The organism is Curvibacter sp. Hmag1.1, from assembly GCF_059769165.1.
Genome location: NZ_JBMBGX010000002.1, coordinates 644,503 through 669,035 on the forward strand (window position 1 = coordinate 644,503; position 24,533 = coordinate 669,035).

Consider the following 24,533-nt stretch of genomic DNA (forward strand, 5'->3'; position numbering starts at 1 on the left):
CGCATGAATTGCATTTTGCGAGCCTCCCGCCATGTCTGATGCCATCGCCCCGAATACCGAGATCCGCCTGCGTACCCGCCCGATCGCTGTCGGCCACCTGCGCGCACTGGAAGCCGTGGCCCGACACCTGAATTTCAGGGCGGCTGCCGAGGAATTGGCCCTCACGCAGAGTGCTGTGAGCCGGCAGATCCAGGCACTGGAGGATGAGGTGGGGGTACCCCTCTTTTTGCGCCACACGAGGGCCGTGGAGCTCACCGGTGCGGGGGGGCAATTGTTGCGTGCAGCAGTGCCTTCCCTGGAGCGCATCGACTCCGCCGTGCGGCAAATCCGGCGCACCGCGGGGCGTAAAAGTGTGGCCATTTCGACCTGGGCCTCGTTCGCCTCCATGTGGCTGATCCCGCGCCTGGAGGCCTTTCAGGCGGAATATCCCGACATCGACATCCGCATCGACGCCACGGACAACCCCGTGGATCTGGACACCAGCGATGTGGACCTCGCCATCCGCTACACCCAGCCCGGCGGGGTGAACTCCGACGCAGTGCGCCTGTTCGGCGAGCAGCTCACCCCGGTAGCCAGCCCATGGTTACTCAAAAGCGGCGCCCCGCTGCGCAAGGCTGCAGACCTGGCCCGCTTTGCCCTGTTGGAGGCCAGCGACACCCACCGCGTGCAAAACCTGGAGTGGCTCACTTGGAGGCGTTGGCTGGAGCTCAACCAACAACCCCGGCTGGAACCCAAGCGCTGGATGTATTTCAACTACGCGCACCAGATCGCTCAGGCCGCACTGACCGGCCAAGGCATCGCGCTGGCACGCATGCCGCTGGTGGCGGACAGCCTGGCGAGTGGCGACTTGGTGGAGGTACTGCCCGGCGGCCGCATTGACACGCCCATGGTCTATTGGCTTTTGGTCGGCGCTCGCAACAGCAGCCGCCCGGAAATTCAGGCCTTCTGCGACTGGCTGCTGGCCCAAGCCGCTGTTACGCGCAAAGCCATCGGCGAGGTACCGGACCCCGAAACCCAGGCGCACCCGGACTAAGGGCTAGCAAAAGGAATCAACCGCGGATTGCGGTGCAGCAACGCATCCCTGACAATGCTTTCCATGTCACACATCACACTCGTACGCGCTTTGCTACTGGCCTTGGCCGGTGCAATCGCATTCCCGACCCTGGCGCAGAACGACGCACTGATCACCAAGCGGCCCAGCACCTTGCGGGATGCGCCCGCAGATACAGCGGGCACTTTGGCCAGCCTGCCTGCACAAACCCCACTCACACGCCTGCCGGTACGCCAAGGCCCCTATGTGCAAGTACGCACGGCCAATGGCACCACCGGTTGGATGCATTTGTTTGATGTGAGCAGCCCTTCCGAACAAAGCAGCGTGGCCGCCACTGCAACGGGCGCGCTACGGGGGCTGACCAACTTTTTCAACCGCGGTAGCGCGCAGTCCCACAACAGCACCGCCTCGACCACCGTAGGTATCCGGGGATTGGGCGCAGAAGATATTGCCAACGCACAGCCCAACACGGCGGCGCTGGCACAGCTGGAAGGCCAGCGCCAGGACGCCACCCAAGCCAGACGATTTGCGGACAGCGCTGCCTTGCAGGTGCAAGCGGTAGAACCCTTGCCAGTCCCCGCTCCGCCGACACCACCGGCAGGTCCTGCAGGCCGTCGTATGGAGAGCAACAACTGATGCGCACGACTCACTACGGCACCATCGCGCGCGCGCTCGGCGTGGCGGCTCTTTCGTTACTTTGTGCCCTGCCTGCTGTACATGCTGAGGAGCCCGGAAAGGCGCTGGGCAATCTGTTTCAAAACCTGCTGAAGCAAGGCACTGCGGCACCTGCCCCTGCAACGGGGGCCCAACACTCAGTAGCGACCAACTCAGGGGATCTTGCAAGTCTGTTCAGCCAATCCATCGAGCAGATTGACGAAGCCAAAGAAATCGAAATGGGCAAGCAACTGGCTGCTGTTTTGCTTGGCGCGAAACCACTGCTACCCAACTTGGCGTTGCAACGCTACGTGAACCGGCTGGGTCGCTGGATTGCCCTGCAATCTGCCCGGCCGGACCTGCCTTGGACTTTCGGGGTACTGGACGACGCGGGCTTCAATGCCTTCGCGGCTCCCGGGGGCTATGTGTTTGTGACCAAAGGACTGGTGGACGCCCTGAACGACGAGTCGGAACTGGCCGGCATTCTTGCGCATGAAATCCAGCACGTGGTGGGCAAGCACCACCTTAAAGCCATGCGCAAAAGTGCCCAGGCAGGTTTGCTGACCAGCCTCATCGCTGCCCGCCTCAGTGAGCGAACCAATGGTGCGTTGCACGAGCAGCTGTTGATGTTGGGCAAAGACATGTATTCCAAAGGCCTGGACCAGAGTGACGAACTCGAAGCCGACCGCGTGGGCGTCGCATTGGCTGCGCGCGCAGGCTTTGATCCTTATGGTTTGGTGGCCGTCTTGCAGGGACTGCGAACCGCTGCACCGGACAACCCAATGTTCAGCCTGCAGCTCAGCACCCACCCGCCCACCCAGGTGCGCCTGGACCAACTGGAACTGGCCATGGGGCAGCGTCTGGATGCCTATTCCGGCAAGCCCTCGCTCACCATCGCCCAGCGTTTGGCGCGCGGTGTGGGGCGGTAAAGCGGCAGGCCGCATGAAGCACCCCGGATTGGGTCGTCGGCAACTGCTGCTGGCACCTGCGTTGGCTGGCCTGTTGCCTGCGGCGCAGGCATTGCCGCGCACCACTCTGCGCTTTCCGCGGGACGCCGGCAGCCACAACGACTTCAAGACGGAGTGGTGGTACGTGACCGGGGTGGCTCAGGTGCCGGGCACTCCAGGCGACGCCAAAGACAAGCCGCGCCTTCTGGGCTTTCAGGTCACTTTCTTTCGCAGCCGGGTGGACGCGACCCAAGGCATGCAGTCGCGACTCGCCGCACGGCAACTGCTGTTTGCCCATGCGGCGGTGACCGATGTGGACGGCAAAAAACTCTGGCACGACCAGCGCATTGCTCGATGGTCCGGCGACGCGCCGGGCACCAACCCGGCCGACACGGCGCACGCCAGCAGCACAGACACCAACGTGACCCTGCGCAACTGGAGCCTTAGACGCACCGGGACTGATTTGCAGGCGGACATTGCGGGCAAAGACTTTGCGATCCAACTCCGCTTTCAGGCTACCCAGCCTGTTCTCCTGCAAGGGGTGGACGGGCTGTCCCGCAAGGGCCCGGAAGAGAAACAAGCCAGCTACTACTACAGCCAGCCGCAGTTGCAAACCAGCGGCAGCATCCGAGTGCAGGGCCAGGCCCACACGCTGCAAAGCGGTAGCGTCGCCTGGATGGACCACGAGTGGAGCCAGGAAGTGCTGCACCCGCAGGCGGTAGGCTGGGATTGGATAGGCATCAACCTCTTTGACGGAAGTGCACTCACCGCCTTTCAACTCAGGGACCAGGCAGGCAACGCGATGTGGGATGGCGGGTCGTTTCGCAGCGGGAGCGGACAGCGCTTTGGATTCACACGTGGAGAAGTAATGTTCAAGCCGCTGAGGCGCTGGACCAGCCCTCTCAGCCAGGCCAGCTATCCGGTGGAGTGGATGGTGCGTACGCCGGCGGACTACTACACCGTGAGGGCTGTGTTGGACAACCAGGAGCTTGACAGCCGGGGCTCCACCGGAGCCATTTACTGGGAAGGCCTGAGCGAGGTGTGGGACAGTAACAACCGTTTGGTCGGCCGCGGCTACCTGGAAATGACGGGTTACGCCGCCACTTTGAAACTGTAGGCTCAGCGGCTGGATTTGCGGCGCTCGCGTCCTGCCAGCCAACGCAATAGCAAGGCATGGAAGGCCTCAGGCTGGTCCAGCATGACCCAGTGACCGCAACGCAGTGCGTGCGCCGCACCATCCTCCGAGGCACGCAGGGTGTGCACCCAGCGTGGTGAGTGGAACATAAAGGGCTTGCGCTCCCCGAATACGTACAGCACCGGACACGTGGGTTTCACCGGACCCGTTTTGAGCCCGCCGCGCAGGCCGAACCAGCTCATGGCATAGGGAAAATTCATGGTCCAGCGCAGCTGATCGGGAGGCACAGGGCAGCGCATGGTCCGCGCCATAAAGCGGGTCATGCGGTCGGCCAAGCCGCCATGAACATAGCGACCAAGGCCCCATGCTGTCGCCAACCAGAGCTGGTAACTGGCGACAAAAAGCTTTTGTCGGACTGACAGCGACGCCAGAAAAGCACCTGCGTTGTAATCACCGATGTCCACCGCCACGATGGCAGCCACCCGCTCCGGATGGCGCATGGCCAGTTCATAGCCGAAGATACAACCCCAGTCGTGCAGCAGCAGTGTCACAGGCTCGCCGGGGCTGACGGCGTTGATAACTGCTAGCAACGAGGCCACCATCTCGTCCACCGTGGGTGTAGGTGCCGCACCTTCGGCGGTACCAAATCCCGGCAAGGTCAAGCGCACACAGCGGTGGTGGGCCTGCAGGGCCTGTACCGTGCCGTCCCAGACACGCAAAGTGTCAGGCCAGCCATGCAGCATCAGCACGGTACGCAGCCCCTGACCTTCGATGTGTACGGTGATGCCGTTAACTTGCATTTCCTGGGATGCCATCTGTCCTCCTGCATTTTTTCCTAGAGCTTACCTCGGCAGTTATGCAACAAAGTGAAACAAACCGAAAATCAGGCGCTATAAAACCAATAGCTACTTGCGCAATACTTACGGGCGCCAAGCACGCATATTCTTTATTTTTTCGCCCCGCCTTGCAGCCGCGCCTCCCACCCTCACCTGAATCTCCATGAGCTCCTCCGACCGCCCCAAATCGACCAACCCCAAATCGCTCTCCGGCTTGCTGCCTTTTTTGCGGCCATACCGGGCCCGCATTGGCATGGCACTGGTGTTTCTGGTGCTGGCGGCCGGTGCGACGCTGGCGTTTCCGGTGGCTCTGCGCAGCCTGATCGACGGTGGCCTGGTGCAGACCGACAAGGGCGCACAGATGATGGCGCTGCGTGGCCACTTTGCAGCCCTGTTCGGGGTAGCGGTGGCCCTGGGCCTGTTTTCGGCGGCGCGCTTCTACATGGTGAGCTGGCTGGGGGAGCGCGTGACGGCCGATCTGCGCAACGCGGTCTACGGCCACGTACTCAAGCAAAGCCTCGAGTTTTTTGAGACCACCCAGACCGGCGAAGTGCTCTCCCGCTTGTCGGCCGACACCACCCTGGTGCAAACCGTAGTGGGGTCTTCCTTGTCCATGGGCTTGCGCAATGCGGTCATGGGCATAGGCGCGCTAGGAGTGCTGGTGTGGACCAACCCGGTGGTCATGTTGCAGGTCTTGGTGGTGTTGGTACTCATCGTGCTGCCCAGCTTGTGGTTCGGCCGGAGGGTGCGCAAGCTCTCCCGCGCGTCGCAGGACCGCGTGGCAGACTCCAGCGCGATTGCCGCTGAGGTGCTTAACGCCATCCCCGTGGTGCAAAGCTATACCGCAGAGGGCCGTGAAACCGGGCGCTTTGTGGCATCTACCGACAACGCTTTTGCCACTGCCACCAAGCGTAGCTTGATGCGCTCGGGCCTGGTGGCTTTCATCATCATTGCCACTTCCGCAGCTTTGTTGTGGGGCTTGTACCAGGGCACGCAAGCGGTAGCCGAAGGGCGCATCACTGCGGGGCACTTGGGACAGACGGTGGTGTACGTGATCATTCTGGCCAGTGCTTTCGCCGTGCTGGGCGAGGTCTATGGCGACCTGCTGCGTGCCGCGGGTGCGACAGAGCGGCTCATGGAACTTCTAGGGACCCAGTCGCCGATTACTTCACCATCAAATCCTGTTCTGGCGCTCATGCCTTCTGCGGGAAGCGCTATCAAATTTGAAGCAATCAATTTTCACTACCCCTCGCGCCCGCACCAGCAGGCATTGCAGAACTTCAGCCTTGATGTGAAGCCCGGCCAGACCGTGGCCATCGTGGGCCCAAGCGGTGCCGGCAAGAGCACAGTGTTCCAGCTGCTGCTGCGTTACTACGACCCGCAAAGCGGCAGCATCGCCTTGGATGGCGTGGAGACGCGTTCGCAAGCACTTGACGCTTTGCGACAACGCGTGGGCATCGTGCCGCAGGATGCGGTCATTTTTTCCAGCTCTGCGATGGAGAACATACGTTACGGCAAGCCTGACGCTAGCGATGCCGAGGTGAAGGCCGCCGCGCATGCTGCCTTTGCGCACGAGTTTATTGAAGCATTGCCTGAGGGATACGACACCTTCCTGGGTGAGCGAGGGGTGCGCCTGTCAGGTGGTCAGCGCCAGCGCATTGCCATTGCCCGCGCGATGCTGAAGAACCCTCCCCTGCTGTTGCTGGACGAGGCCACCAGTGCGCTGGACGCAGAGAGTGAACGCATGGTGCAAGCCGCATTGGAAAGCGCCATGCGCGACCGCACCACCCTTGTCATTGCCCACCGCTTGGCTACGGTGCAAAAGGCGGACCTGATCGTGGTGCTGGACCACGGCGTGCTGGTCGAACAAGGCACGCATGCCGAATTGGTGGCCCGTGGGGGCGTGTATGCAGGACTGGCAGCGCTGCAATTCAACGCCTGAACCTCGGGCGGGTGCGCATGCTTAGCATGAAGCGCCCTCCTTTATTCGGTTGATCAACGGGGCATACACCTCCTAAAATCGGGCTTTCTGACCCAGGAGGCCCGTATGGAAATTACCCGCGCCAAAGTGCAGCAACCCGAACAGGTGCAAGCTGCCAAGCGAACCGAGGCTATCCAACGCGAAGCCGTACGTGAGGCAGCAGCCCGCGAGCAGAAGCCCGCCAAGCCACAAGAGGCGGAACGCAAACCAGTCGTCAATGGCCAAGGGCAGGTCATCGGCACCCGCCTCAATGTAAGCGCCTGACACCCCTTTCCTCGCGCCATGGCGATAACTGCAACTACCAGCGCAACACCGTCGCTACAGGCTATGCTGAGCAAGGCGCGCTTGGAGCAGGCCAAGCGCGAGGCTGAAAACGCCGAAACCAAGGTGGAGGCGTTGCAGCAGCAGACAGAGCAAGCTGAGCAGGAAGTGCAGGCAAAAAGGGAAAACGTGCGCGAGCTCAGCACCCGCACTGCACTGGAAGACACCACGTACATGGGCCAGCTGCGCGCCGCACGTTCGGCCGTAGCGCCGGCCACCCAGGATTTTTTGGTACGGATGTATGCGGCTACCTCTGCGAAGTTTGCCGCCAGTGGGAATGCACTCAAGTCCAGCCTCAATGGGCGGCCATTTATCAACACCTTGGGAGAGCCCACCGGTCGCATCGTCAACCTGAGCATTTGACAATCTATTAATTTTTTGCATAGTTTGCATATGAAGCGGCCTTGGACAGGTCGTCGGAGCAGGCCTACATTGCGGGCCTTGACGACAACCATAAGGAGCATTCATGTCGCAACACCCCGGCGTCCACCCGACGCTTCCCGTGCAACCCGCAGCCACTACCCATGCGCTGCCTTCCTACCTTCAGGCCGATCACCTCGGTCCTTGGGGCATCTACCTCCAGCAGGTTGATCGCGTTACACCTTACCTGGGACACCTCGCCCGTTGGGCAGAGACGCTCAAGCGCCCCAAACGTGCGCTGATCGTTGACGTACCCATCCAGCTGGACAATGGCACCGTGGCCCACTTTGAAGGCTATCGCGTTCAGCACAATACTTCCCGCGGACCCGGCAAAGGTGGCGTACGTTTCCATCAGGATGTCACGTTGTCTGAAGTCATGGCCCTGTCGGCCTGGATGTCGGTGAAGAACGCAGCAGTCAACGTGCCCTACGGCGGCGCCAAGGGCGGCATCCGTGTCGATCCCAAGACTCTGTCCATGGGAGAACTGGAACGCCTGACCCGCCGCTACACCAGCGAGATCGGCATCATCATCGGACCGTCCAAAGACATTCCCGCTCCGGACGTGAACACCAATGAGCAGATCATGGCGTGGATGATGGACACCTACTCCATGAACGAAGGCGCCACCGCAACGGGCGTGGTGACCGGCAAACCGATTGATCTGGGCGGCTCGCTAGGTCGCCGGGAAGCCACCGGACGCGGTGTGTACACCGTGGGTGTAGAAGCGGCGCGCCATCTCGGGATGGATATCAGTACGGCACGTGTGGCTGTGCAAGGCTTCGGCAACGTGGGCGGCATTGCGGCCAAACTGTTCGCACAAGCCGGTGCCAAGGTGGTTGTCGTTCAAGACCATGGCGGCACGGTCTATCGCGAAGCGGGGATTGATGTGCCGGCCCTGTTAACCCACGTTTCCCGTCACGGTACGGTAGGCGGCTTTGCCGGTGCAGAGGCTTTGGATGCGAACGCGTTTTGGGATATTCCATGCGAAATCCTGATCCCTGCCGCCCTGGAGCAACAGATCACAGCAGCCAATGCCAATCGCATCCAGGCCAAACTGATCATCGAAGGTGCGAATGGCCCTACGACGCCTGCGGCAGACGACATTCTCCAGGAGCGCAATATTCTGGTGGTACCGGATGTGATTGCCAACGCCGGGGGGGTGACGGTCAGCTATTTCGAGTGGGTGCAGGATTTCTCCAGCTTCTTCTGGAGTGAGGATGAAATCAATGCACGCCTGGTGCGCATCATGAAAGATGCGTTTGCAGCCGTATGGGAGGTGGCCCTGGACTACAAGGTGAGCTTGCGCACCGCGACGTTCATTGTCGCGTGCAAGCGAATTCTGCACGCCCGCGAATTGCGCGGTCTGTACCCCTGATAAGCGCAAAGAAGCCGTTGCGGGAAAACTTACTGCAGCGGCTTTTTCAGGTGTTCAGGAATGGGGAGGGCCACCAGATCAATGCCCTCCTCCATCAATTCACGCGCTTCGGTGGGCGTAGTCTTGCCACGAATGCCGCGCTCTTCGACCTCACCGTAATGGATGCGCCGGGCTTCGTCGGCGAACCGGTCACCCACATCCTCGGTATTGGCCAGCACCTGCTTGGCCATATGAACCCATGCTTGATGCAGCGCATTTTGTAACTCTGGATTCAGAGCGGGGCCGCCCTCGCTCACAGCATCCGCAACAGGTGGAGGTGGCGGGTGTGACACTGCCGGAGCCTTGACTCCGGAGAGATTCAGTCTCGGGGCACTGAGCTTCTTTTGAACTGCGGCATCACCACACAGGGGACACTGAACCAGTGCGCGCTGCACCTGGGACACAAAATCTTGCTCCGAGCCAAACCACCCTTCAAACGTGTGTCCGGCGGAACATTGCAAGTCCAGCACTTTCATGGCATCGCAGAAACCGTTAGTCCGGTGAAGTGGACGACCAAACCGGAGTCCATGCTCCAGACTGGTAGCCTTGAAGCCACATCGCTGCAGCAATTGTCTTGGCGTCTGTCACCCGGCCGTCCAGACACCATCTAATCAATTCATCTGCAGAAGCTGTGAAGACATCCAAAAATTCACCGCTGTCCAATTTGCGCTCTCCGGCAACAAGTCCTTTGGCAAACCAAACCTCAATGAATTCGGTCGAATAAGCGATGACGGGGTGAATGACACCTGCTTTGGACCAATCTGAAGCTCGATAGCCGGTTTCCTCAAAGAGCTCCCGCTGGGCACAGTGGGCAGTGCTCTCGCCTGCATCCAACTTGCCGGCAGGAAACTCAATCATGACTCGCTGCACGGGGTAACGATATTGGTGCTCCAGTACCACACGCAAAGGTTGCCCCGGGGATTCGATCAAAGGCACGACCATGACTGCCCCGGGATGCACCACATATTCACGGGTAGCGTGGTTCCCATCTGGCAACGAGACGATGTCGCGCCGGGCATGCAAAAAGCTACCTTTGACCATGTCTTCGCTGGAAACTTGGGTTTCGAGCAAGTGGGCTATGCCACTGGAATCAGTCATGGTGCTTGAGGAGATAACGATAGACAAAACCCGGAAACGCGAAAGTCAGGAAAAGCGTCGCGGTGATGGCATAAAACTCCCAGCCTTGGGGAGCAATCTGACCCGCATTCTTTTCCAGAAGCAGCCCCAAACCACCAACCAGAAAATAGAGGACCACCAACTCCACCAAACGCAGAGCGAGCGACTTCGAAGCTGAACCAAATAAGCCGAAAAAGCGGGAGGTCGCAAACGGCAAATTCGCCGCAATCAGCCCGGCCAACAACAGGACCAGCACGTACGGCGAATTACCCATCATTTGAAAGAACCCAGACGAAGGCTGGTTGCGATCACATGCCCAGCATCTGCCGCACCGATGATGCACACAGTGCCATCAGGCTGCCTGGGGCCAATCCGAGAATCAGGACCAATGCACCATTGATAGAGAGCACCACGCGCACGTCAGCGGGCGCATTAACGGTTGTCGCGGTAATCGGCTCATCAAAATACATGACCTTTACCAAACGCAGGTAGTAGAAAGCACCCACTAGCGACATCAAGACTGCAAAGATCGCCATTCCCAAATAAAGTGGCTGACCGGAAACCACCAAGGCTTGCAACACTGATAGCTTGGCATAGAACCCGACCATCGGAGGAATACCTGCCAGAGAGAATGCGCAGATCGCCATGACGGCGGCATACAGCGGGCTACGCTGATTCAAGCCGGCAAAGTCGGAGATTTCTTCGCTCTCGAAACCTTCGCGGGACAAGAGCAGGATGACACCGAAAGTAGCCAGCGTAGTCAGCACGTAAGTGATGACGTAAAACATCGAAGAGCTGTAGGCGTTGGCGGCAAAGGTAACCGCATCACCGTTCACTACGCCGGACATCAGACCCAACAATACGAAACCCATTTGGGAAATTGTGGAAAACGCCAACATGCGTTTCAGATTGGTCTGGGCAATGGCAGCCAAGTTGCCAATCAACAAGGAGCCTACTGACAGAACCATCAACATCTGTTGCCAGTCGCCAGCCAATGGACGCATCCCTTCCACCAACAAACGGATGCAGATAGCAAAAGCGGCTAGCTTGGGTGCACCACCGATCATCAAGGTGACAGCTGTAGGCGCACCCTGATAAACGTCGGGAATCCACATGTGGAATGGCACTACACCCAATTTGAACGCGAGACCCGCGACGATGAACACCAGACCGAACACCAATACATCCGGACGGATCTGCCCACTTGAGATGGATTTGAACAACTGGGTGATATCCAGTGTGCCGGTGGCGCCATACAACATGGACATGCCATACAGCAGGAAACCGGAAGCCATGGCCCCCAGAACGAAATACTTCATCGCCGCTTCAGTGGCCGACACATTGTCACGACGCAATGCAACCAAGGCATAGCTGGACAAAGTCAACAATTCCAGACCCATGTACGTCAACAACAGGTTGTTGGACGAAATCATGACGAACATGCCAAGCAGAGACAACATGTTCAGCGTGAACAATTCGCCACCACGAAGCATGTCGCGATGACCTGCGTAAGGACGCGCGTACACCAGAGACACCATGACGGCGATCGCAGCGAAACACTTGAGCCAATTACCCATTGCATCGCTTACGACCATGTTTCCAAAACCATAGTAGGTCTGTCCGGCCGTTGCCAAGTGTGCTTCCAAGGCGGCAACTACCGCCAAGGTCAACATGGTCAGGACATAGGTGAGGTTACGCAAGGGCGTTTTTACTCCCAGATCGATCAACAGGATAGCGCACGCCATCACCATCAAAACGATCTCTGGATACACCGTGATCCAACTGATTGTGTCAATCATCATTCGTCTCTCAATTCAGTTTGATCAGTTCAATTTGGAAATGGCAACATGCTTTAGCAGTTCTGCCACCGACACGTCCATCACATCCGTGAAGGGCTTGGGATACAAGCCCATAGCGAGCACCGCAATTGCCAACAAGCCAAGCATCAGAAATTCACGGGCGTTGATGTCTGTGAGTTCTTTGACATCATCATTGGTTACAGGGCCCAGGTACACGCGTTTGAACATCCAAAGTGTGTATGCCGCACCGAAAATCAGAGCACTGGCTGCCGCAAAACCAATCCAGAAATTGAACTTGACTGCACCCAGAATGACCATCCACTCACCGACGAAGCCTGCAGTTCCCGGCAAGCCGCAGTTCGCCATGGCAAACAGTAAGGCAAAGGCAGCAAACTTGGGCATGGTGTTCACGACACCGCCGTAGCTGGCAATTTCACGGGAGTGAACACGGTCGTACAACACACCAATAGACAGGAACATGGCGCCGGACACAAAACCGTGCGCGATCATCTGCACCAATCCTCCTGAAACACCTAAGTCATTGAAGATGAAAAAGCCGAGGGTCACAAAACCCATGTGCGCAACAGACGAATAGGCTACAAGCTTTTTCATGTCCTGTTGAACCATCGCGACCAGGCCCACATACACAACGGCAATCAACGACAGCGCCACCATGAAGCCGCCATAAGCATGCGCAGCATCAGGTGCGATAGGCATTGAAAAACGCAAGAAACCGTAGGCACCCAGTTTCAACATGATTGCAGCCAGCACTGCAGAGCCACCCGTAGGTGCTTCCACGTGCACGTCAGGCAGCCAAGTGTGGACGGGCCACATGGGAACCTTCACGGCGAAGGCCGCAAAAAATGCAAAGAACAGCAGCGTTTGTGCCGTCTGCCCCAAGGGCAGCGCATGCCACTTCGCCAGTTCAAAGCTGCCGCCCGACTGGGTGTAGAGGAAAATCAACGCAATCAGCATCAACAAAGAGCCAAGAAGCGTGTACAAGAAAAACTTGAACGCTGCATAGATCTTGTTGGGACCACCCCAGATACCGATGATCAGGTACATCGGGATCAAGGTCGCCTCAAAGAACACATAAAACAGCATGCCGTCCAACGCGGAAAACACACCGATCATGAGCCCACTTAATATGAGGAACGCGCCCATGTATTGATTCACGCGTTGGGTAATCACCTCCCACGCGGCAATCACGACGATCACCGTGATAAACGCGGTTAAGGGCACAAACCAGAACGAAATGCCATCCAACCCGAGGTGGTAATTGACATTAAAACGTTCAATCCAAGGAACGTTCTCAACAAACTGCATGGCGGCTGTGCTGTTGTCGAACTGTCCATACAAAGGCAGGGTCAACAACAAGCTCACAACAGCACCGATCAACGCCACCCATCGCACTGCATTTGCCTGCTCATCACGCCCGAGCGCAAGCAGCAAAACACCAAAGGCAATCGGCACCCAAATAGAAAGGCTCAACAAACCCATATTCTTTTTCTCCTACTTGAGCCAGACGAAATATGTCATCAACACAAACACGCCGAGAATCATGATCAGCGCGTAGTGGTACAGATATCCGGACTGAGCCTTGCGAACCAAACCAGAAAACAGTCCCACCAGCTTCCAGGAACCATTGACAACAGCACCGTCAATTAACGTCTGGTCACCGACTTTCCAAAGCCCGGTACCGAGCATGCGTGCACCACGTGCCAGAATGTTTTCATTGATCCAGTCGAGGTAATACTTGTTCTCCAACAGGGTGTAGACCGGATGGGCCGCACGCTTGATGGCAGCGGGTATGGCTGGATACATCATGTAGAAAACATACGACGTCACCACACCGGCAATGGCCAACCACAGTGGCAGGGTTGTAAGCGAGTGAAACGCCATCGCTGCGGCTCCATGGAACTCGGCAGACAATTCTTCCATTGCAGGATGTAGTTCGTGATTGACGAAAATCACCCCCCTGAAGAAGTCCCCATGCAACATGGGTTCAATCGTGAAATAACCGATCAGAACCGACGGAATCGCCAAGAGGACAAGGGGTACCCACACCACCCAAGGAGATTCATGTGGCTTCGCGTCATGGTGATGATCATGGCCGTGATGGTCATCATGGTGCGCGTCGGGGTTCTGATCGAATCTTTCCTTGCCATGGAACACCAAGAAATACATCCGGAAGGAGTAGAACGCTGTCACGAACACACCGGCGAGGACCGCAAAATTCGCAAATCCAGCTCCTGGCAAGTGACTTGCGTGGACAGCCTCAATGATGCTGTCCTTGGAGTAGAAACCCGAGAAGAAAGGCGTACCAATCAAGGCCAGCGATCCCAGCAAGGAGGTGATCCAAGTCACTGGCATGTATTTACGCAGACCACCCATCCAACGAATGTCCTGGTTGTGGTGAACGCCCATAATCACCGAACCCGCGCCCAAAAATAGCAACGCCTTGAAGAACGCGTGGGTCATCAAATGGAATACTGCAACGGAGTAGGCCGAGACGCCGAGGGCGACCGTCATGTACCCGAGCTGGGAAAGCGTGGAATAGGCCACCACACGCTTGATGTCGTTTTGGATGATCCCGAGGAAACCCATGAAAAGCGCGGTGATGGACCCGATTACCAAGATGAAGTTGAGGGCCGTATCGCTTAGCTCGAACAAAGGAGACATGCGGGACACCATGAAGATGCCGGCGGTCACCATGGTGGCAGCGTGAATCAACGCAGAAATGGGTGTGGGACCTTCCATGGAGTCAGGCAACCACAGATGCAGTGGGAACTGCGCAGATTTACCCATGGCCCCAATGAACAGGCAGATGCAAATCACCGTGACCAACATCCAATCGGTACCCGGAAACACCAGCGCTGACAGATCGGCAGATTTTGCGAACACCTCAGAGTAGTTGAGGCTACCGGTATAGGCACCGATCAAACCAATGCCAAGAATGAAGCCAAAGTCACCTACCCGGTTGACCAGGAAGGCCTTCATGTTGGCAAAGATGGCTGTCGGCTTGTTGAACCAGAATCCAATCAACAAATAAGACACCAGACCCACTGCTTCCCAACCGAAAAACAACTGCAACAGGTTGTTGCTCATGACGAGCATCAACATGGAGAAAGTGAACAGGGAGATGTAGGCAAAGAAGCGGTTGTATCCCTCATCCTCCTCCATGTAACCGACGGTGTAGAGGTGCACCATCAGCGAAACGAAGGTAACCACACACATCATCATGGCAGTCAAGGAGTCGACCAGGAAGCCGATCTCCATCTTCAAACCGCCGACGATCATCCACGTGTAGATCGTTTCGTTAAAACGTGCACCGTCGTTCACCACAGACATCAAGGTCATCGCAGACAAGACGAATGCAACGAAAACACCCAGAATGGTGAGGCTGTGACTGAGCTTACGGCCAATCCAATTACCACCAAATTTAGTACCGAACACACCGGCGAGAACCGCACCTGCCAACGGTGCAAGGGGCACCGCCAGCAATGTGGAAGCAGAAAGGGTCTGGCTCATTCGATTAGCCCTTCAAGGTATTGAGCTCATCCACGCTGATACTGGACTTGTTACGGAACAACAAGACCAAAATCGCAAGGCCGATGGCAGACTCAGCAGCAGCAACGGTCAAGATGAAGAAAACAAAAATCTGACCGTGCATGTCGTGCAGGTAGTGAGAGAAAGCCACAAAGTTGGTATTGACAGCCAACAACATCAGTTCGATTGCCATCAGCAACACGATCAGGTTCCGCCGATTCAAAAAAATTCCGACCACTGACAGCGCGAACAGCATCGCACCCAACGAGAGAAAATGTCCAAGGGTCAAGATCATGCTTTTGGCTCCGAAACTTCAGCAACTGGCGCAACCGCTGCTTGGGTTGCGTCCATTTTGACGACGGTCATACGGTCTGCAGAACGCACACGGACCTGATCGCCAGGGGAGACGTATTTGCTGTCTTTGCGTGCACGCAATGTCAAAGCGATCGCAGCAATCATCGCTACCAACAAAATGGCAGCTGCCACCTCAAGCTGCACCAGATATTGCGTAAAAAGCAACTTGCCCAGTTCCTTGGCATTGTTCGCTTCGGCAGCGGTCGCTACAGCATTAGGATCATCGACGACGCGGAATCCGCCCATCAAGACTGCGGCCATTTCCAGTGCGATCACTACACCAACGATGGCAGCCAGAGGAAAATGCTTCCAGAAGCCAACGCGCAGGTTCTCAACGTTGATATCCATCATCATCACGACGAACAGGAACAACACCATGACAGCACCCACATAGACCAGCACCAGCGTGATGGACAGGAACTCGGCCTTCAACAGCATCCAGATCATGGCAGCTTGGAAAAAGGTCAGAACCAGATACAGCGCTGCATGCACCGGATTCCGCGCTGTAATTACGCGGAATGCGGCGAAGAGCAACACCGCAGAAAAGACGTAAAAAAGTCCAGTCGTTACGTTCATGATTCAAGGGCTTTCTTGCGGCAATTCATCGGTATTTGGCATCAGCCTGCTTGTTGGCAGCAATTTCGGATTCGTAGCGATCACCGACTGCCAGCAACATGTCCTTGGTGAAGTACAAGTCGCCACGCTTCTCACCGTGGTATTCCAAAATGTGGGTTTCCACGATGGAGTCGACTGGACAACTTTCTTCACAAAAGCCGCAGAAGATGCACTTGGTCAAGTCGATGTCGTACCGTGTTGTACGACGGGAACCGTCATCGCGAACATCCGATTCAATCGTGATCGCCATGGCTGGACAAACAGCCTCACACAGCTTGCATGCGATGCATCGCTCTTCGCCGTTTTCATAGCGTCGCAAAGCGTGCAATCCGCGAAAACGAGGAGAAAGAGGAGTTTTCTCTTCAGGGAATTGAACCGTTACCTTGCGACGGAACAAGTAGCGTCCCGTTAAAGCCATTCCCTTCATCAGCTCCAGCAAAAGGAAGCTGCTCAGGAAATCTTTCAAAGAAAATGCAGGTGTAGAACGTTGAATAGTTGCGGTCATTTCGATTGCCCTTTCAATTCCAGATGTTGAAAGGTGTCTGCATCCAGACGCCAACCACCAGCAGCCAGACCAGGGTCACAGGAATAAATACCTTCCAGCCGAGACGCATGATTTGGTCGTACCGGAATCGGGGAAAAGTCGCGCGAATCCAGATGAACAGGCTAACCATGAAAAATGTTTTGGCTCCTAACCAGATCCATCCGGGGATGAAATCCAAGGCAGCCACCGGTGAATACCAGCCGCCCAAGAACATCACTACCGCCAAAATGGAGACCAGCCACATGTTCACGTACTCGGCCAAATAAAACATGGCAAAGGACATTCCCGAATACTCGACCATGTGTCCCGCAACGATCTCAGCTTCACCTTCGACAACGTCGAACGGGTGGCGGTTGGTCTCTGCGAGGCCGGAAATGAAATACACCACGAAGACTGGTAGCAAAGGCAGCCAATTCCAAGACAAGAAACTCAGACCCTTGTCTGCGAAATAACCTTTGCCCTGACCCAGGACTATCTCAGTCATGTTCATGGAACCCGCGACCATCAGGACGATGACCAAGCAAAACCCCATCGCGATTTCATAGCTCACCATTTGCGCAGACGCGCGCAAAGCCCCCAGGAAGGAGTACTTAGAGTTTGAGGCCCACCCGGCGATCACAACACCGTACACCTCCAGCGAGGTGATGGCCATCAAGAAAAGCAAGCCGGCATTAATGTTTGCCAGGGCCACATCGGGACCAAACGGAACCACCGCCCAAGCAGCCAATGCGGGCATGATGGTGAGAATGGGGCCAATGAAAAACAAACCTTTGCTCGCAGCGGTAGGAACCAAAATTTCCTTGGTCAAGAGCTTGAGGGCGTCGGCAATAGGTTGCAACAGACCACCGGGGCCCACACGGTTCGGCCCGAGGCGCACCTGCATCCATCCCAAATATTTGCGCTCCCACAAAGTGAGATATGCGACGGCGCCCATCAGCGGCAAAACCAAGACGACAATCTTGATGAGTGTCCAAATTACCGGCCATATCGCAGCAGCCCAAGCAGGAGCCGCAAACAAGCCCAATCCAAAGTTGTAGATTGCATCGATCATGCGGCCACCTCTTGTGCAGCGCGCGCATCGGCAGTCAACTGCAATGATCCGGAGCGGCGCACCATGCCGTCCAACTGATAAATGCTGGCTACCGCTGGTCGGACTTCAGCGGGGGTCAAATCAATACTGCCGTTGAAGGTATTGTTGAGCCGATCTGTTGCGACGGTTTTGCTATCAATTCCGGTCGTGGCCATCGCGGACAGCACGTCCTGCGTAGATTCGAAACTCATCCCTGGCACATCCAGCAAATTAGCCAATACGCGCAATACCTTCCATGCGGGACGGGTCTCACCCAGGGGTTTGACTACCGCATGGAAGCTTTGAACACGTCCTTCAGCATTGGCGAAAGAACCGGATGTCTCAGTGAATGGCGCAATGGGGAGCAGCACATCACTGAAGGTCATGTTCGATTTGAATGGACTTAAGGTCACTACCATTTCAGCACCCATCAAGCCTTGCTTGGCAGCTGCGCCGGTTGCTGAATCAAACTCAGGCTCCACATTCAACAAGATTGCTGCCTTGAGTGCACCGGTCAGCATCTGACCTGCACTAAATCCATCAGCGGCTGGCAATGCACCAACTGCATAGGCACCCACTGTGTTGGCGGCTTCCGTCAAAAATCCTACTGTCGCACCTGTCTGAGCACCAATCCAATTGGCAATGGTCGCCAAGCTGCTGGATTTGGCATGGTGAGCGACAGCGTTACCCAACAAAATGGCCTTGCGCTCACCACCCAGCAGCGAAGCAGCAACAGCCCGCGCAGCGTCTGTTGCGGTTCCCGATACGGGTGCTTGTACGCCAGCCTGCTCGCCGACTGCTGTAGCAATGTCGGCCAGGGCTTGAGCCCACACCGCGGACTCAATCACTTGCATGGAAGCCAGCGGCATAGCCCAATCTTGAGCAGAATCTGCGATCGCATGTACACGGGCTCCCGCCTTGCAAGCTTGGCGGATGCGTTGAGCAAACAAGGGGTGGTCCTTGCGGAGATTTGCGCCCACAACTAACACACGCTGCAAAGTACTCAAAGCCGAGATAGAGGTACCCAAATAAGGAACACCATTTGGACGTGCAAACTCTGCGTGGCGCAAACGGAAATCCAAACTGTCGGATCCGAAGCCATTCATGAGGCTTTTCGCCAAGAAAAGCTCCTCTAGCGTGCTGTGCGGGCTTACTAAAGCACCCACAGTATTCGCACCATGGTTGGCCTTAATCTGCTTCATGCCATTGGCGACATACTCGAGGGCGGTTTGCCAGTCGACCGTCTTCCATTCACCACCCTGCTTTATCATGGGCGATGTCAAGCGATCAGCACCGTTCAAAGCTTCGTAAGAAAACCGATCCCGATCCGCAATCCAGCACTCGTTGACCGCTTCGTTTTCCAGGGGCACTACACGCATCACCTGATTGTTCTTGACCTGAACAATCAGATTGGCGCCCGTCGAATCATGGGGGCTCACTGACTTGCGTCGAGACAATTCCCAAGTACGTGCGCTGTATCGGAATGGCTTGCTAGTCAATGCACCGACCGGGCAGATATCGATCATGTTGCCGGAAAGTTCGGAATCAACACTTTGACCGATGAACGTTTCAATTTCGGCATGTTCCCCGCGATGTGACATACCCAGTTCCATGACGCCGGCCACTTCCTGACCGAAACGCACGCAACGTGTGCAATGGATGCATCGGCTCATTTCTTCCATGGAAATGAGGGGGCCCACGTCTTTGTGGAACACGACTCGCTTCTCTTCTTCGTATCGGGAAGAAGATCCACCATAGCCTACCGCCAAATCCTGAAGCTGGCATTCACCGCCTTGATCGCAGATCGGGCAGTCCAGCGGGTGATTGATCAAGAGGAACTCCATCACAGACTTTTGCGCCTTGATAGCTTTGTCGCTCTTGGTTCGGACAATCATTCCGTTGGTGACAGGAGTTGCACAGGCCGGCATTGGCTTGGGCATTTTTTCCACGTCCACCAGACACATACGGCAGTTCGCCGCAATGCTCAGTTTTTTGTGATAACAAAAATGGGGGATATAGGTGCCCGCCTTGTCGGCAGCATGCATCACCATACTGCCTTCAGCAATTTCCACCTTCTTGCCGTCGAGTTCGATTTCAATCATCTTGTGGACTCGCTCAAACGTAAGCTGGGACCATGCAGGTCTTGTGCTCTACGTGGTACTCAAATTCATGACGGAAATGCTTGATCATGGCGCGCACAGGCATCGCCGCCGCATCACCCAGCGCGCAAATCGTGCGGCCTTGGATGTTCTCTGCAACGTTATCCAGCAAATCCATGTCGCTAGGACGACCTTGTCCACCTTCGATGCGGTCAACCATGCGAGACAACCATCCCGTACCTTCACGGCAAGGCGTGCATTGTCCGCAGGATTCATGCATATAGAAGTAGCTCAAACGCTGAAGCGCTTTGACCATGCAACGGGTTTCATCCATGACGATCACTGCACCCGACCCCAACATGGAACCGGCTTTTGCGATCGAGTCGTAGTCCATCGTGCATTCCATGATGATGGAAGCGGGCAATACCGGGGATGAAGAACCTCCGGGAATAACCGCCTTGAGGTTTCGACCACCACGCACACCGCCAGCCAACTCCAATAGTTTGGAGAAAGGAGTTCCCATCGGAATTTCGTAGTTCCCGGGGCGCTCCACATCACCACTCACAGAGTAAATCTTTGTCCCGCCGTTATTGGGCTTTCCACACTCGAGATAGGCTTGACCACCATTGCGAATGATCCATGGAACGGCCGCAAACGTCTCTGTATTGTTGATGGTCGTCGGCTTGCCATACAAGCCGAAGCTTGCCGGGAACGGTGGCTTGAATCGTGGTTGGCCCTTCTTCCCCTCCAGGGACTCCAGCAACGCGGTTTCTTCACCACAGATGTAGGCACCGAACCCGTGCGCCGCATGCAACTGGAAGCTGAAGTTGCTGCCGAGAATGTTGTCGCCCAGAAAGCCGGCTGCTCTTGCCTCTTCCAGTGCCGCTTCGAAGCGATCGTAGGACGCGAAAATTTCACCGTGGATGTAGTTATACCCGACAGTAATTCCCATCGCGTAGGCTGCAATCGCCATTCCCTCAATCACTATGTGCGGATTGAACTGCAGGATGTCACGATCTTTGCAAGTACCAGGTTCACCCTCGTCAGAATTGCAAACCAAGTACTTTTGACCTGGAAACTGACGGGGCATGAAGCTCCATTTCAATCCAGTTGGGAAACCGGCACCGCCTCGACCACGCAAGCCAGACTCTTTGACAGTGGCAATGACCTGGTCTTGTGTCAGACCCTCACCGCCATCCTTGCCCAGAATCTTGCGAAGCGCCTGATAGCCGCCACGGGCCACATAGTCCTGCAAGCTCCAATTGGATCCATTCAAACCCGCATAAATCTGTGGATTGATGTGACGGTCATGAAAGCAAGTCTCAGTGCCCTTGGCACTGAACTTCGCCAAAATCGTATCTGCGCTCATGCTTGTCCTTCCGAGGCACGCAGTTCGTCGACCAGTTGGTCCAGCTTGTCGTTCGACATAAAGCTGCACATTGCACGATCGTTCACCAACATCACTGGGGAATCTGCGCAGGCACCCAAGCATTCACTCTGTTGCAGAGTAAACAGACCGTCGGGTGTTGTCTCACCCATTTGAATACCCAATTTGGATTCCAGATGGTGCAGCGCCTTTTGTCCATCACGCAATTGACAAGGCAAGTTTGTGCAAACGTTCAGTTTGAATCTACCAACGGGACGTTGGTTGTACATGTTGTAAAAAGTGGTCACCTCATGGACAGCCATAGGTGCCATGCCGAGATGCTCGGCAATCACTTTCTCGCTCTCGGCACTGACGAAACCCAGTTCTTGCTGAACGATGGCCAAACAAGCCATCACTGCAGATTGCTTTTGATCTGCAGGGTATTTGGCGACTTCGCGATCAAAGCGCGATTTGGTGGCAGCGGAGATCATCGATCAATCTCTCCAAAAACGATATCCATGGTTCCAATAATGGAAACGGCGTCAGCGATCATGTGACCCTTTGCCATCTCGTTCAAGGCGGCGAGATGCACAAAGCCCGGTGGACGGATCTTCAAACGATAGGGTTTGTTTGCTCCATCGCTCACGATGTAGATGCCGAATTCACCCTTCGGGTGTTCTACAGCTGCGTAGGCCTCACCTTCGGGAACGCGGAAGCCTTCGGTGAACAACTTGAAGTGGTGAATCAGCTCTTCCATGCTGGTCTTCATCGCTTCGCGCGATGGAGGTGCAACCTTGTGGTTGTCAGTAATCACCGGACCGGGGTTAGCTTTCAACCAATCGACGCATTGTTTGATGATGCGATTGGATTGCTTCATTTCTTCCATGCGCACGAGGTAACGGTCGTACACGTCACCTGTTTTGCCCACTGGAATATCAAACTCTACTTTATCGTAGGCATCGTACGGTTGCTTCTTGCGCAGATCCCATGCAATGCCAGAACCACGCAACATCGGGCCGGAAAAGCCCATGTTCAAAGCGCGCTCTGGTGAAACGATACCAATATTGACAGTACGCTGCTTCCAGATACGGTTCTCGGTCAAGAGCGTGTGGTACTCGTCAAGGCACGCAGGGAAACGTTGAGCGAAGTCATCGATGAAGTCCAACAGCGAGCCTTGGCGGTTGCGGTTGAGCTCCTCGACACCTTTGGCATTCCGGACCTTGCTTGCCTTGAATTGCGGCATCGTGTCAGGCAGATCACGATAGACGCCGCCCGGGCGGAAATACGCCGCATGCATACGGGCGCCACTGGCCGCCTCGTACATGTCAAACAGGTCTTCGCGCTCACGGAAGGTGTAGATGAGGATGGTCGAGCTGCCGCAATCATTCCCGTGCGAACCCAACCACATCAGATGGTTCAGCAAACGGGTGATTTCGGAATACATGACGCGGATGTACTGCGCACGAATCGGCACTTCAATACCCAGCAACTTTTCGATAGCCAGGCAATAGGCATGCTCATTGCACATCATCGACACGTAATCCAACCTGTCCATGTAGGGAAGCGACTGGATATACGTCTTGCTTTCGGCCAGCTTTTCAGTAGCCCGATGCAACAAACCGATGTGCGGATCCGCTCGTTGGATAACTTCCCCATCCAACTCGAGCACCAAGCGCAAAACTCCGTGCGCCGCAGGGTGCTGCGGGCCGAAGTTCAATGTGTAGTTCTTAATTTCAGCCATGCGTCAACTGCTTACTGCAGGCCTCCGTATTTGTCTTCACGAATGATGCGAGGCGTTATTTCACGCGCTTCAATCGTTACCGGCTGATACACCACTCGCGCTTGCTCCGCGTCATAGCGCATTTCCACGTGACCGGTCATAGGAAAATCTTTGCGGAAGGGGTGGCCGATGAAGCCGTAATCCGTCAGGATACGGCGCAAGTCGTCATGCCCTTCAAAAATGATGCCAAACAAATCGAATGCCTCGCGCTCAAACCAGTTGGCCGAATTCCAGATGTCGTTCACGGAAGCCACCAAGGGCATATCGTCATCGGGCGCCATCACTTTGAGGCGCAGCCGCTGGTTCAAGCTGATGGACAGCAGGTGACTGACGACTGCATAACGGGGACCATCGTAGGCACCCTCTTTGTATTCAGAGTAATCAACGCCGCACAGATCGATCAACTGCTCGAACTGGCATCCTGGCGCAGTACGCAGAATCTCGGCTGCGGCGTGGTAATGCTGGGCAGAAACCAGAACCGTAACCTCGCCCAGAGCGATATCGATGTGCTTCACTTTGTCACCCAATACAGCCTCAACAGCTGCTTTAGTGACTTCGGGATGAATTGCAAAAGTGGTCATAGACAGCCTTAGGCCCGGGCAATCGTCTGAGTACGACGAATTTTCTGCTGCAGCTGCAATATGCCGTAAAGCAGCGCTTCTGCGGTGGGGGGGCAGCCAGGCACGTACACATCAACAGGAACGATACGATCGCACCCGCGGACTACCGAGTAGCTGTAGTGATAGTAGCCACCACCGTTGGCACACGAGCCCATGCTGAGGACCCAACGGGGCTCTGACATCTGGTCGTACACCTTGCGGAGTGCGGGGGCCATCTTGTTGCAAAGGGTGCCCGCCACGATCATCAAATCGGATTGGCGGGGGCTTGCGCGAAACACCTCTGAGCCGAAGCGGCTGATGTCGTAGCGCGCTGCAGCGGCATGCATCATCTCCACAGCACAGCAGGCCAACCCGAAGGTCATGGGCCAAATAGAACCGGTTTTTGCCCAATTCACAACCGAGTCGTAACTCGTCGTGACGAAGCCTTCATTCAAAACGCCTTCAATCATTGCGTTACTCCCAGTCCAGAGCGCCTTTTTTCCACATGTAGACGAATCCGATGGTCAAGATAACCACAAACTCGACACCGATCAGGAACCCGAAGAGACCAAGTTCCTTGAGAGATACCGCCCATGGAAACAGAAAGGCTGTTTCCAAGTCAAACAAGATAAACAAAATCGCGACGAGGTAGTACCGAACGTCGAACTTCATCCGGGCATCTTCAAATGCCTCGAAACCGCATTCATAGGGGGAGTTTTTTGCCGCATCGGGCTTGTTGGGCCCGAGTATGTAGCCGAGCACCTGAGGCACCACACCGATGCCGATACCGACCAAGATGAACAGCAGAACGGGGAGATATTGATCGAGGTTCATCTTGAAATTCTGATCACCGTGAATGCCTGCTACAGGGGTAGAACCCGCGC

General features: G+C 56.1%; 26 protein-coding genes. 8 read left to right on the forward strand and 18 right to left on the reverse strand.

Features of this window, described 5'->3' with window-relative positions:
* Positions 1-31 precede the first annotated feature (31 nt).
* The 4 genes from ACOAP0_RS03465 to ACOAP0_RS03480 all read left to right on the forward strand — a co-directional run bounded on the left by ACOAP0_RS03465 (position 32) and on the right by ACOAP0_RS03480 (position 3,769).
* A complete protein-coding gene (locus ACOAP0_RS03465; RefSeq protein ID WP_481872967.1) occupies positions 32-1,033 on the forward strand; it encodes a LysR substrate-binding domain-containing protein in 1,002 nt (333 codons plus the stop codon).
* A 63-nt stretch (positions 1,034-1,096) separates the two neighbouring features.
* Positions 1,097-1,687: an SH3 domain-containing protein gene (locus ACOAP0_RS03470; protein WP_498375575.1), complete on the forward strand. Its 591-nt coding sequence runs from the start codon at positions 1,097-1,099 to the stop codon at positions 1,685-1,687.
* Complete coding sequence (locus ACOAP0_RS03475) at positions 1,687-2,634, forward strand: M48 family metalloprotease (protein ID WP_498375574.1); 948 nt, start codon at positions 1,687-1,689, stop codon at positions 2,632-2,634. Before ACOAP0_RS03470 ends, ACOAP0_RS03475 begins: the two co-directional genes overlap by 1 nt.
* Before the next feature lie 13 nt (positions 2,635-2,647).
* Complete coding sequence (locus tag ACOAP0_RS03480; RefSeq protein WP_498375573.1) at positions 2,648-3,769, forward strand: lipocalin-like domain-containing protein; 1,122 nt, start codon at positions 2,648-2,650, stop codon at positions 3,767-3,769.
* Between the two features lie 2 nt (positions 3,770-3,771).
* Here ACOAP0_RS03480 and ACOAP0_RS03485 read toward each other — a convergent pair whose 3' ends face one another.
* On the reverse strand, positions 3,772-4,602 hold the full coding sequence (locus ACOAP0_RS03485; protein WP_498375572.1) for an alpha/beta fold hydrolase: 831 nt from the start codon (positions 4,600-4,602) through the stop codon (positions 3,772-3,774).
* Between the two features lie 184 nt (positions 4,603-4,786).
* Here ACOAP0_RS03485 and ACOAP0_RS03490 point away from each other — a divergent pair, with 184 nt between their 5' ends.
* The 4 genes from ACOAP0_RS03490 (at position 4,787) to ACOAP0_RS03505 (ending at position 8,720) form a co-directional block, all read left to right on the forward strand.
* On the forward strand, positions 4,787-6,565 hold the full coding sequence (locus ACOAP0_RS03490) for an ABC transporter transmembrane domain-containing protein (RefSeq protein ID WP_498375571.1): 1,779 nt from the start codon (positions 4,787-4,789) through the stop codon (positions 6,563-6,565).
* A 105-nt stretch (positions 6,566-6,670) separates the two neighbouring features.
* Positions 6,671-6,868, forward strand: a complete 198-nt coding sequence (locus ACOAP0_RS03495) for a hypothetical protein (protein WP_498375570.1) — start codon at positions 6,671-6,673, stop codon at positions 6,866-6,868.
* 18 nt (positions 6,869-6,886) lie between these two features.
* Entirely contained in the window at positions 6,887-7,288 is a 402-nt protein-coding gene (locus tag ACOAP0_RS03500) for a hypothetical protein (protein ID WP_498375569.1), read from the forward strand.
* Between the two features lie 103 nt (positions 7,289-7,391).
* Positions 7,392-8,720, forward strand: a complete 1,329-nt coding sequence (locus ACOAP0_RS03505; RefSeq protein WP_498375568.1) for a Glu/Leu/Phe/Val family dehydrogenase — start codon at positions 7,392-7,394, stop codon at positions 8,718-8,720.
* A gap of 29 nt (positions 8,721-8,749) precedes the next feature.
* Here the strand turns inward: ACOAP0_RS03505 and ACOAP0_RS03510 are convergent, their stop codons facing one another.
* Genes ACOAP0_RS03510 through ACOAP0_RS03590 form a run of 17 tightly spaced genes read right to left on the reverse strand, consistent with a single transcriptional unit; the run spans position 8,750 to position 24,483 of the window.
* The gene (locus ACOAP0_RS03510) at positions 8,750-9,235 is read right to left on the reverse strand and encodes a DUF1178 family protein (protein ID WP_498375567.1); all 486 of its coding nucleotides are present in this window, start codon (positions 9,233-9,235) and stop codon (positions 8,750-8,752) included.
* A 16-nt stretch (positions 9,236-9,251) separates the two neighbouring features.
* Positions 9,252-9,857 (reverse strand): NUDIX domain-containing protein, encoded by a 606-nt coding sequence (locus tag ACOAP0_RS03515; RefSeq protein WP_498375566.1) that lies wholly within the window; start codon positions 9,855-9,857, stop codon positions 9,252-9,254.
* Positions 9,850-10,149, reverse strand: coding sequence for a DUF2818 family protein (locus tag ACOAP0_RS03520; protein ID WP_087494521.1), 300 nt, complete (start codon positions 10,147-10,149; stop codon positions 9,850-9,852). Before ACOAP0_RS03520 ends, ACOAP0_RS03515 begins: the two co-directional genes overlap by 8 nt.
* A gap of 34 nt (positions 10,150-10,183) precedes the next feature.
* Positions 10,184-11,674, reverse strand: coding sequence for an NADH-quinone oxidoreductase subunit NuoN (gene nuoN / locus ACOAP0_RS03525; protein WP_498375565.1), 1,491 nt, complete (start codon positions 11,672-11,674; stop codon positions 10,184-10,186).
* A 24-nt stretch (positions 11,675-11,698) separates the two neighbouring features.
* Positions 11,699-13,174, reverse strand: coding sequence for an NADH-quinone oxidoreductase subunit M (locus ACOAP0_RS03530; RefSeq protein ID WP_087494522.1), 1,476 nt, complete (start codon positions 13,172-13,174; stop codon positions 11,699-11,701).
* 12 nt (positions 13,175-13,186) lie between these two features.
* A complete protein-coding gene (gene nuoL, locus ACOAP0_RS03535; protein WP_498375564.1) occupies positions 13,187-15,205 on the reverse strand; it encodes an NADH-quinone oxidoreductase subunit L in 2,019 nt (672 codons plus the stop codon).
* A 4-nt stretch (positions 15,206-15,209) separates the two neighbouring features.
* Positions 15,210-15,518 (reverse strand): NADH-quinone oxidoreductase subunit NuoK, encoded by a 309-nt coding sequence (gene nuoK, locus ACOAP0_RS03540; RefSeq protein ID WP_087494524.1) that lies wholly within the window; start codon positions 15,516-15,518, stop codon positions 15,210-15,212.
* Positions 15,515-16,153 carry an NADH-quinone oxidoreductase subunit J gene (locus ACOAP0_RS03545; RefSeq protein WP_087494525.1) on the reverse strand — a complete coding sequence of 213 codons (639 nt, stop codon included), beginning with the start codon at positions 16,151-16,153 and terminating at the stop codon, positions 15,515-15,517. The genes nuoK and ACOAP0_RS03545 overlap by 4 nt, the downstream gene beginning before the upstream one ends.
* A gap of 25 nt (positions 16,154-16,178) precedes the next feature.
* Positions 16,179-16,697: an NADH-quinone oxidoreductase subunit NuoI gene (nuoI, locus tag ACOAP0_RS03550; protein ID WP_313867174.1), complete on the reverse strand. Its 519-nt coding sequence runs from the start codon at positions 16,695-16,697 to the stop codon at positions 16,179-16,181.
* 13 nt (positions 16,698-16,710) lie between these two features.
* Positions 16,711-17,787, reverse strand: coding sequence for an NADH-quinone oxidoreductase subunit NuoH (nuoH, locus tag ACOAP0_RS03555; RefSeq protein ID WP_087494527.1), 1,077 nt, complete (start codon positions 17,785-17,787; stop codon positions 16,711-16,713).
* A complete protein-coding gene (nuoG, locus tag ACOAP0_RS03560; protein WP_498375563.1) occupies positions 17,784-19,907 on the reverse strand; it encodes an NADH-quinone oxidoreductase subunit NuoG in 2,124 nt (707 codons plus the stop codon). Before nuoG ends, nuoH begins: the two co-directional genes overlap by 4 nt.
* 13 nt (positions 19,908-19,920) lie before the next feature.
* Positions 19,921-21,273: an NADH-quinone oxidoreductase subunit NuoF gene (nuoF, locus tag ACOAP0_RS03565; RefSeq protein ID WP_087494529.1), complete on the reverse strand. Its 1,353-nt coding sequence runs from the start codon at positions 21,271-21,273 to the stop codon at positions 19,921-19,923.
* Complete coding sequence (gene nuoE, locus ACOAP0_RS03570; protein ID WP_498375562.1) at positions 21,270-21,761, reverse strand: NADH-quinone oxidoreductase subunit NuoE; 492 nt, start codon at positions 21,759-21,761, stop codon at positions 21,270-21,272. Before nuoE ends, nuoF begins: the two co-directional genes overlap by 4 nt.
* The gene (locus ACOAP0_RS03575) at positions 21,758-23,011 is read right to left on the reverse strand and encodes an NADH-quinone oxidoreductase subunit D (protein ID WP_087494531.1); all 1,254 of its coding nucleotides are present in this window, start codon (positions 23,009-23,011) and stop codon (positions 21,758-21,760) included. Before ACOAP0_RS03575 ends, nuoE begins: the two co-directional genes overlap by 4 nt.
* A gap of 11 nt (positions 23,012-23,022) precedes the next feature.
* Positions 23,023-23,631, reverse strand: a complete 609-nt coding sequence (locus ACOAP0_RS03580) for an NADH-quinone oxidoreductase subunit C (RefSeq protein ID WP_498375561.1) — start codon at positions 23,629-23,631, stop codon at positions 23,023-23,025.
* Positions 23,632-23,639: 8 nt separating this feature from the next.
* The gene (locus ACOAP0_RS03585) at positions 23,640-24,119 is read right to left on the reverse strand and encodes a NuoB/complex I 20 kDa subunit family protein (RefSeq protein ID WP_087494533.1); all 480 of its coding nucleotides are present in this window, start codon (positions 24,117-24,119) and stop codon (positions 23,640-23,642) included.
* 4 nt (positions 24,120-24,123) lie between these two features.
* Positions 24,124-24,483 carry an NADH-quinone oxidoreductase subunit A gene (locus ACOAP0_RS03590; protein ID WP_087494534.1) on the reverse strand — a complete coding sequence of 120 codons (360 nt, stop codon included), beginning with the start codon at positions 24,481-24,483 and terminating at the stop codon, positions 24,124-24,126.
* Positions 24,484-24,533: the final 50 nt, after the last annotated feature.

Bases quoted from the DNA above. Each gene is read 5' to 3' on its own strand.
- nuoK (WP_087494524.1), bottom strand. From the start codon at position 15,518: ATGATCTTGACCCTTGGACATTTTCTCTCGTTGGGTGCGATGCTGTTC.
- ACOAP0_RS03505 (WP_498375568.1), top strand. From the start codon at position 7,392: ATGTCGCAACACCCCGGCGTCCACCCGACGCTTCCCGTGCAACCCGCA.
- ACOAP0_RS03580 (WP_498375561.1), bottom strand. From the start codon at position 23,631: ATGACCACTTTTGCAATTCATCCCGAAGTCACTAAAGCAGCTGTTGAG.
- ACOAP0_RS03490 (WP_498375571.1), top strand. From the start codon at position 4,787: ATGAGCTCCTCCGACCGCCCCAAATCGACCAACCCCAAATCGCTCTCC.
- nuoF (WP_087494529.1), bottom strand. From the start codon at position 21,273: ATGAGCGCAGATACGATTTTGGCGAAGTTCAGTGCCAAGGGCACTGAG.
- ACOAP0_RS03515 (WP_498375566.1), bottom strand. From the start codon at position 9,857: ATGACTGATTCCAGTGGCATAGCCCACTTGCTCGAAACCCAAGTTTCC.
- ACOAP0_RS03470 (WP_498375575.1), top strand. From the start codon at position 1,097: ATGTCACACATCACACTCGTACGCGCTTTGCTACTGGCCTTGGCCGGT.
- ACOAP0_RS03475 (WP_498375574.1), top strand. From the start codon at position 1,687: ATGCGCACGACTCACTACGGCACCATCGCGCGCGCGCTCGGCGTGGCG.
- nuoL (WP_498375564.1), bottom strand. From the start codon at position 15,205: ATGAGCCAGACCCTTTCTGCTTCCACATTGCTGGCGGTGCCCCTTGCA.
- ACOAP0_RS03510 (WP_498375567.1), bottom strand. From the start codon at position 9,235: ATGAAAGTGCTGGACTTGCAATGTTCCGCCGGACACACGTTTGAAGGG.
- ACOAP0_RS03585 (WP_087494533.1), bottom strand. From the start codon at position 24,119: ATGATTGAAGGCGTTTTGAATGAAGGCTTCGTCACGACGAGTTACGAC.
- ACOAP0_RS03545 (WP_087494525.1), bottom strand. From the start codon at position 16,153: ATGAACGTAACGACTGGACTTTTTTACGTCTTTTCTGCGGTGTTGCTC.
- ACOAP0_RS03500 (WP_498375569.1), top strand. From the start codon at position 6,887: ATGGCGATAACTGCAACTACCAGCGCAACACCGTCGCTACAGGCTATG.
- ACOAP0_RS03485 (WP_498375572.1), bottom strand. From the start codon at position 4,602: ATGGCATCCCAGGAAATGCAAGTTAACGGCATCACCGTACACATCGAA.
- nuoN (WP_498375565.1), bottom strand. From the start codon at position 11,674: ATGATTGACACAATCAGTTGGATCACGGTGTATCCAGAGATCGTTTTG.
- nuoI (WP_313867174.1), bottom strand. From the start codon at position 16,697: ATGACCGCAACTATTCAACGTTCTACACCTGCATTTTCTTTGAAAGAT.
- ACOAP0_RS03530 (WP_087494522.1), bottom strand. From the start codon at position 13,174: ATGGGTTTGTTGAGCCTTTCTATTTGGGTGCCGATTGCCTTTGGTGTT.
- ACOAP0_RS03465 (WP_481872967.1), top strand. From the start codon at position 32: ATGTCTGATGCCATCGCCCCGAATACCGAGATCCGCCTGCGTACCCGC.
- nuoH (WP_087494527.1), bottom strand. From the start codon at position 17,787: ATGATCGATGCAATCTACAACTTTGGATTGGGCTTGTTTGCGGCTCCT.
- ACOAP0_RS03575 (WP_087494531.1), bottom strand. From the start codon at position 23,011: ATGGCTGAAATTAAGAACTACACATTGAACTTCGGCCCGCAGCACCCT.
- nuoE (WP_498375562.1), bottom strand. From the start codon at position 21,761: ATGATCTCCGCTGCCACCAAATCGCGCTTTGATCGCGAAGTCGCCAAA.
- ACOAP0_RS03520 (WP_087494521.1), bottom strand. From the start codon at position 10,149: ATGGGTAATTCGCCGTACGTGCTGGTCCTGTTGTTGGCCGGGCTGATT.
- ACOAP0_RS03495 (WP_498375570.1), top strand. From the start codon at position 6,671: ATGGAAATTACCCGCGCCAAAGTGCAGCAACCCGAACAGGTGCAAGCT.
- ACOAP0_RS03590 (WP_087494534.1), bottom strand. From the start codon at position 24,483: ATGAACCTCGATCAATATCTCCCCGTTCTGCTGTTCATCTTGGTCGGT.
- nuoG (WP_498375563.1), bottom strand. From the start codon at position 19,907: ATGATTGAAATCGAACTCGACGGCAAGAAGGTGGAAATTGCTGAAGGC.
- ACOAP0_RS03480 (WP_498375573.1), top strand. From the start codon at position 2,648: ATGAAGCACCCCGGATTGGGTCGTCGGCAACTGCTGCTGGCACCTGCG.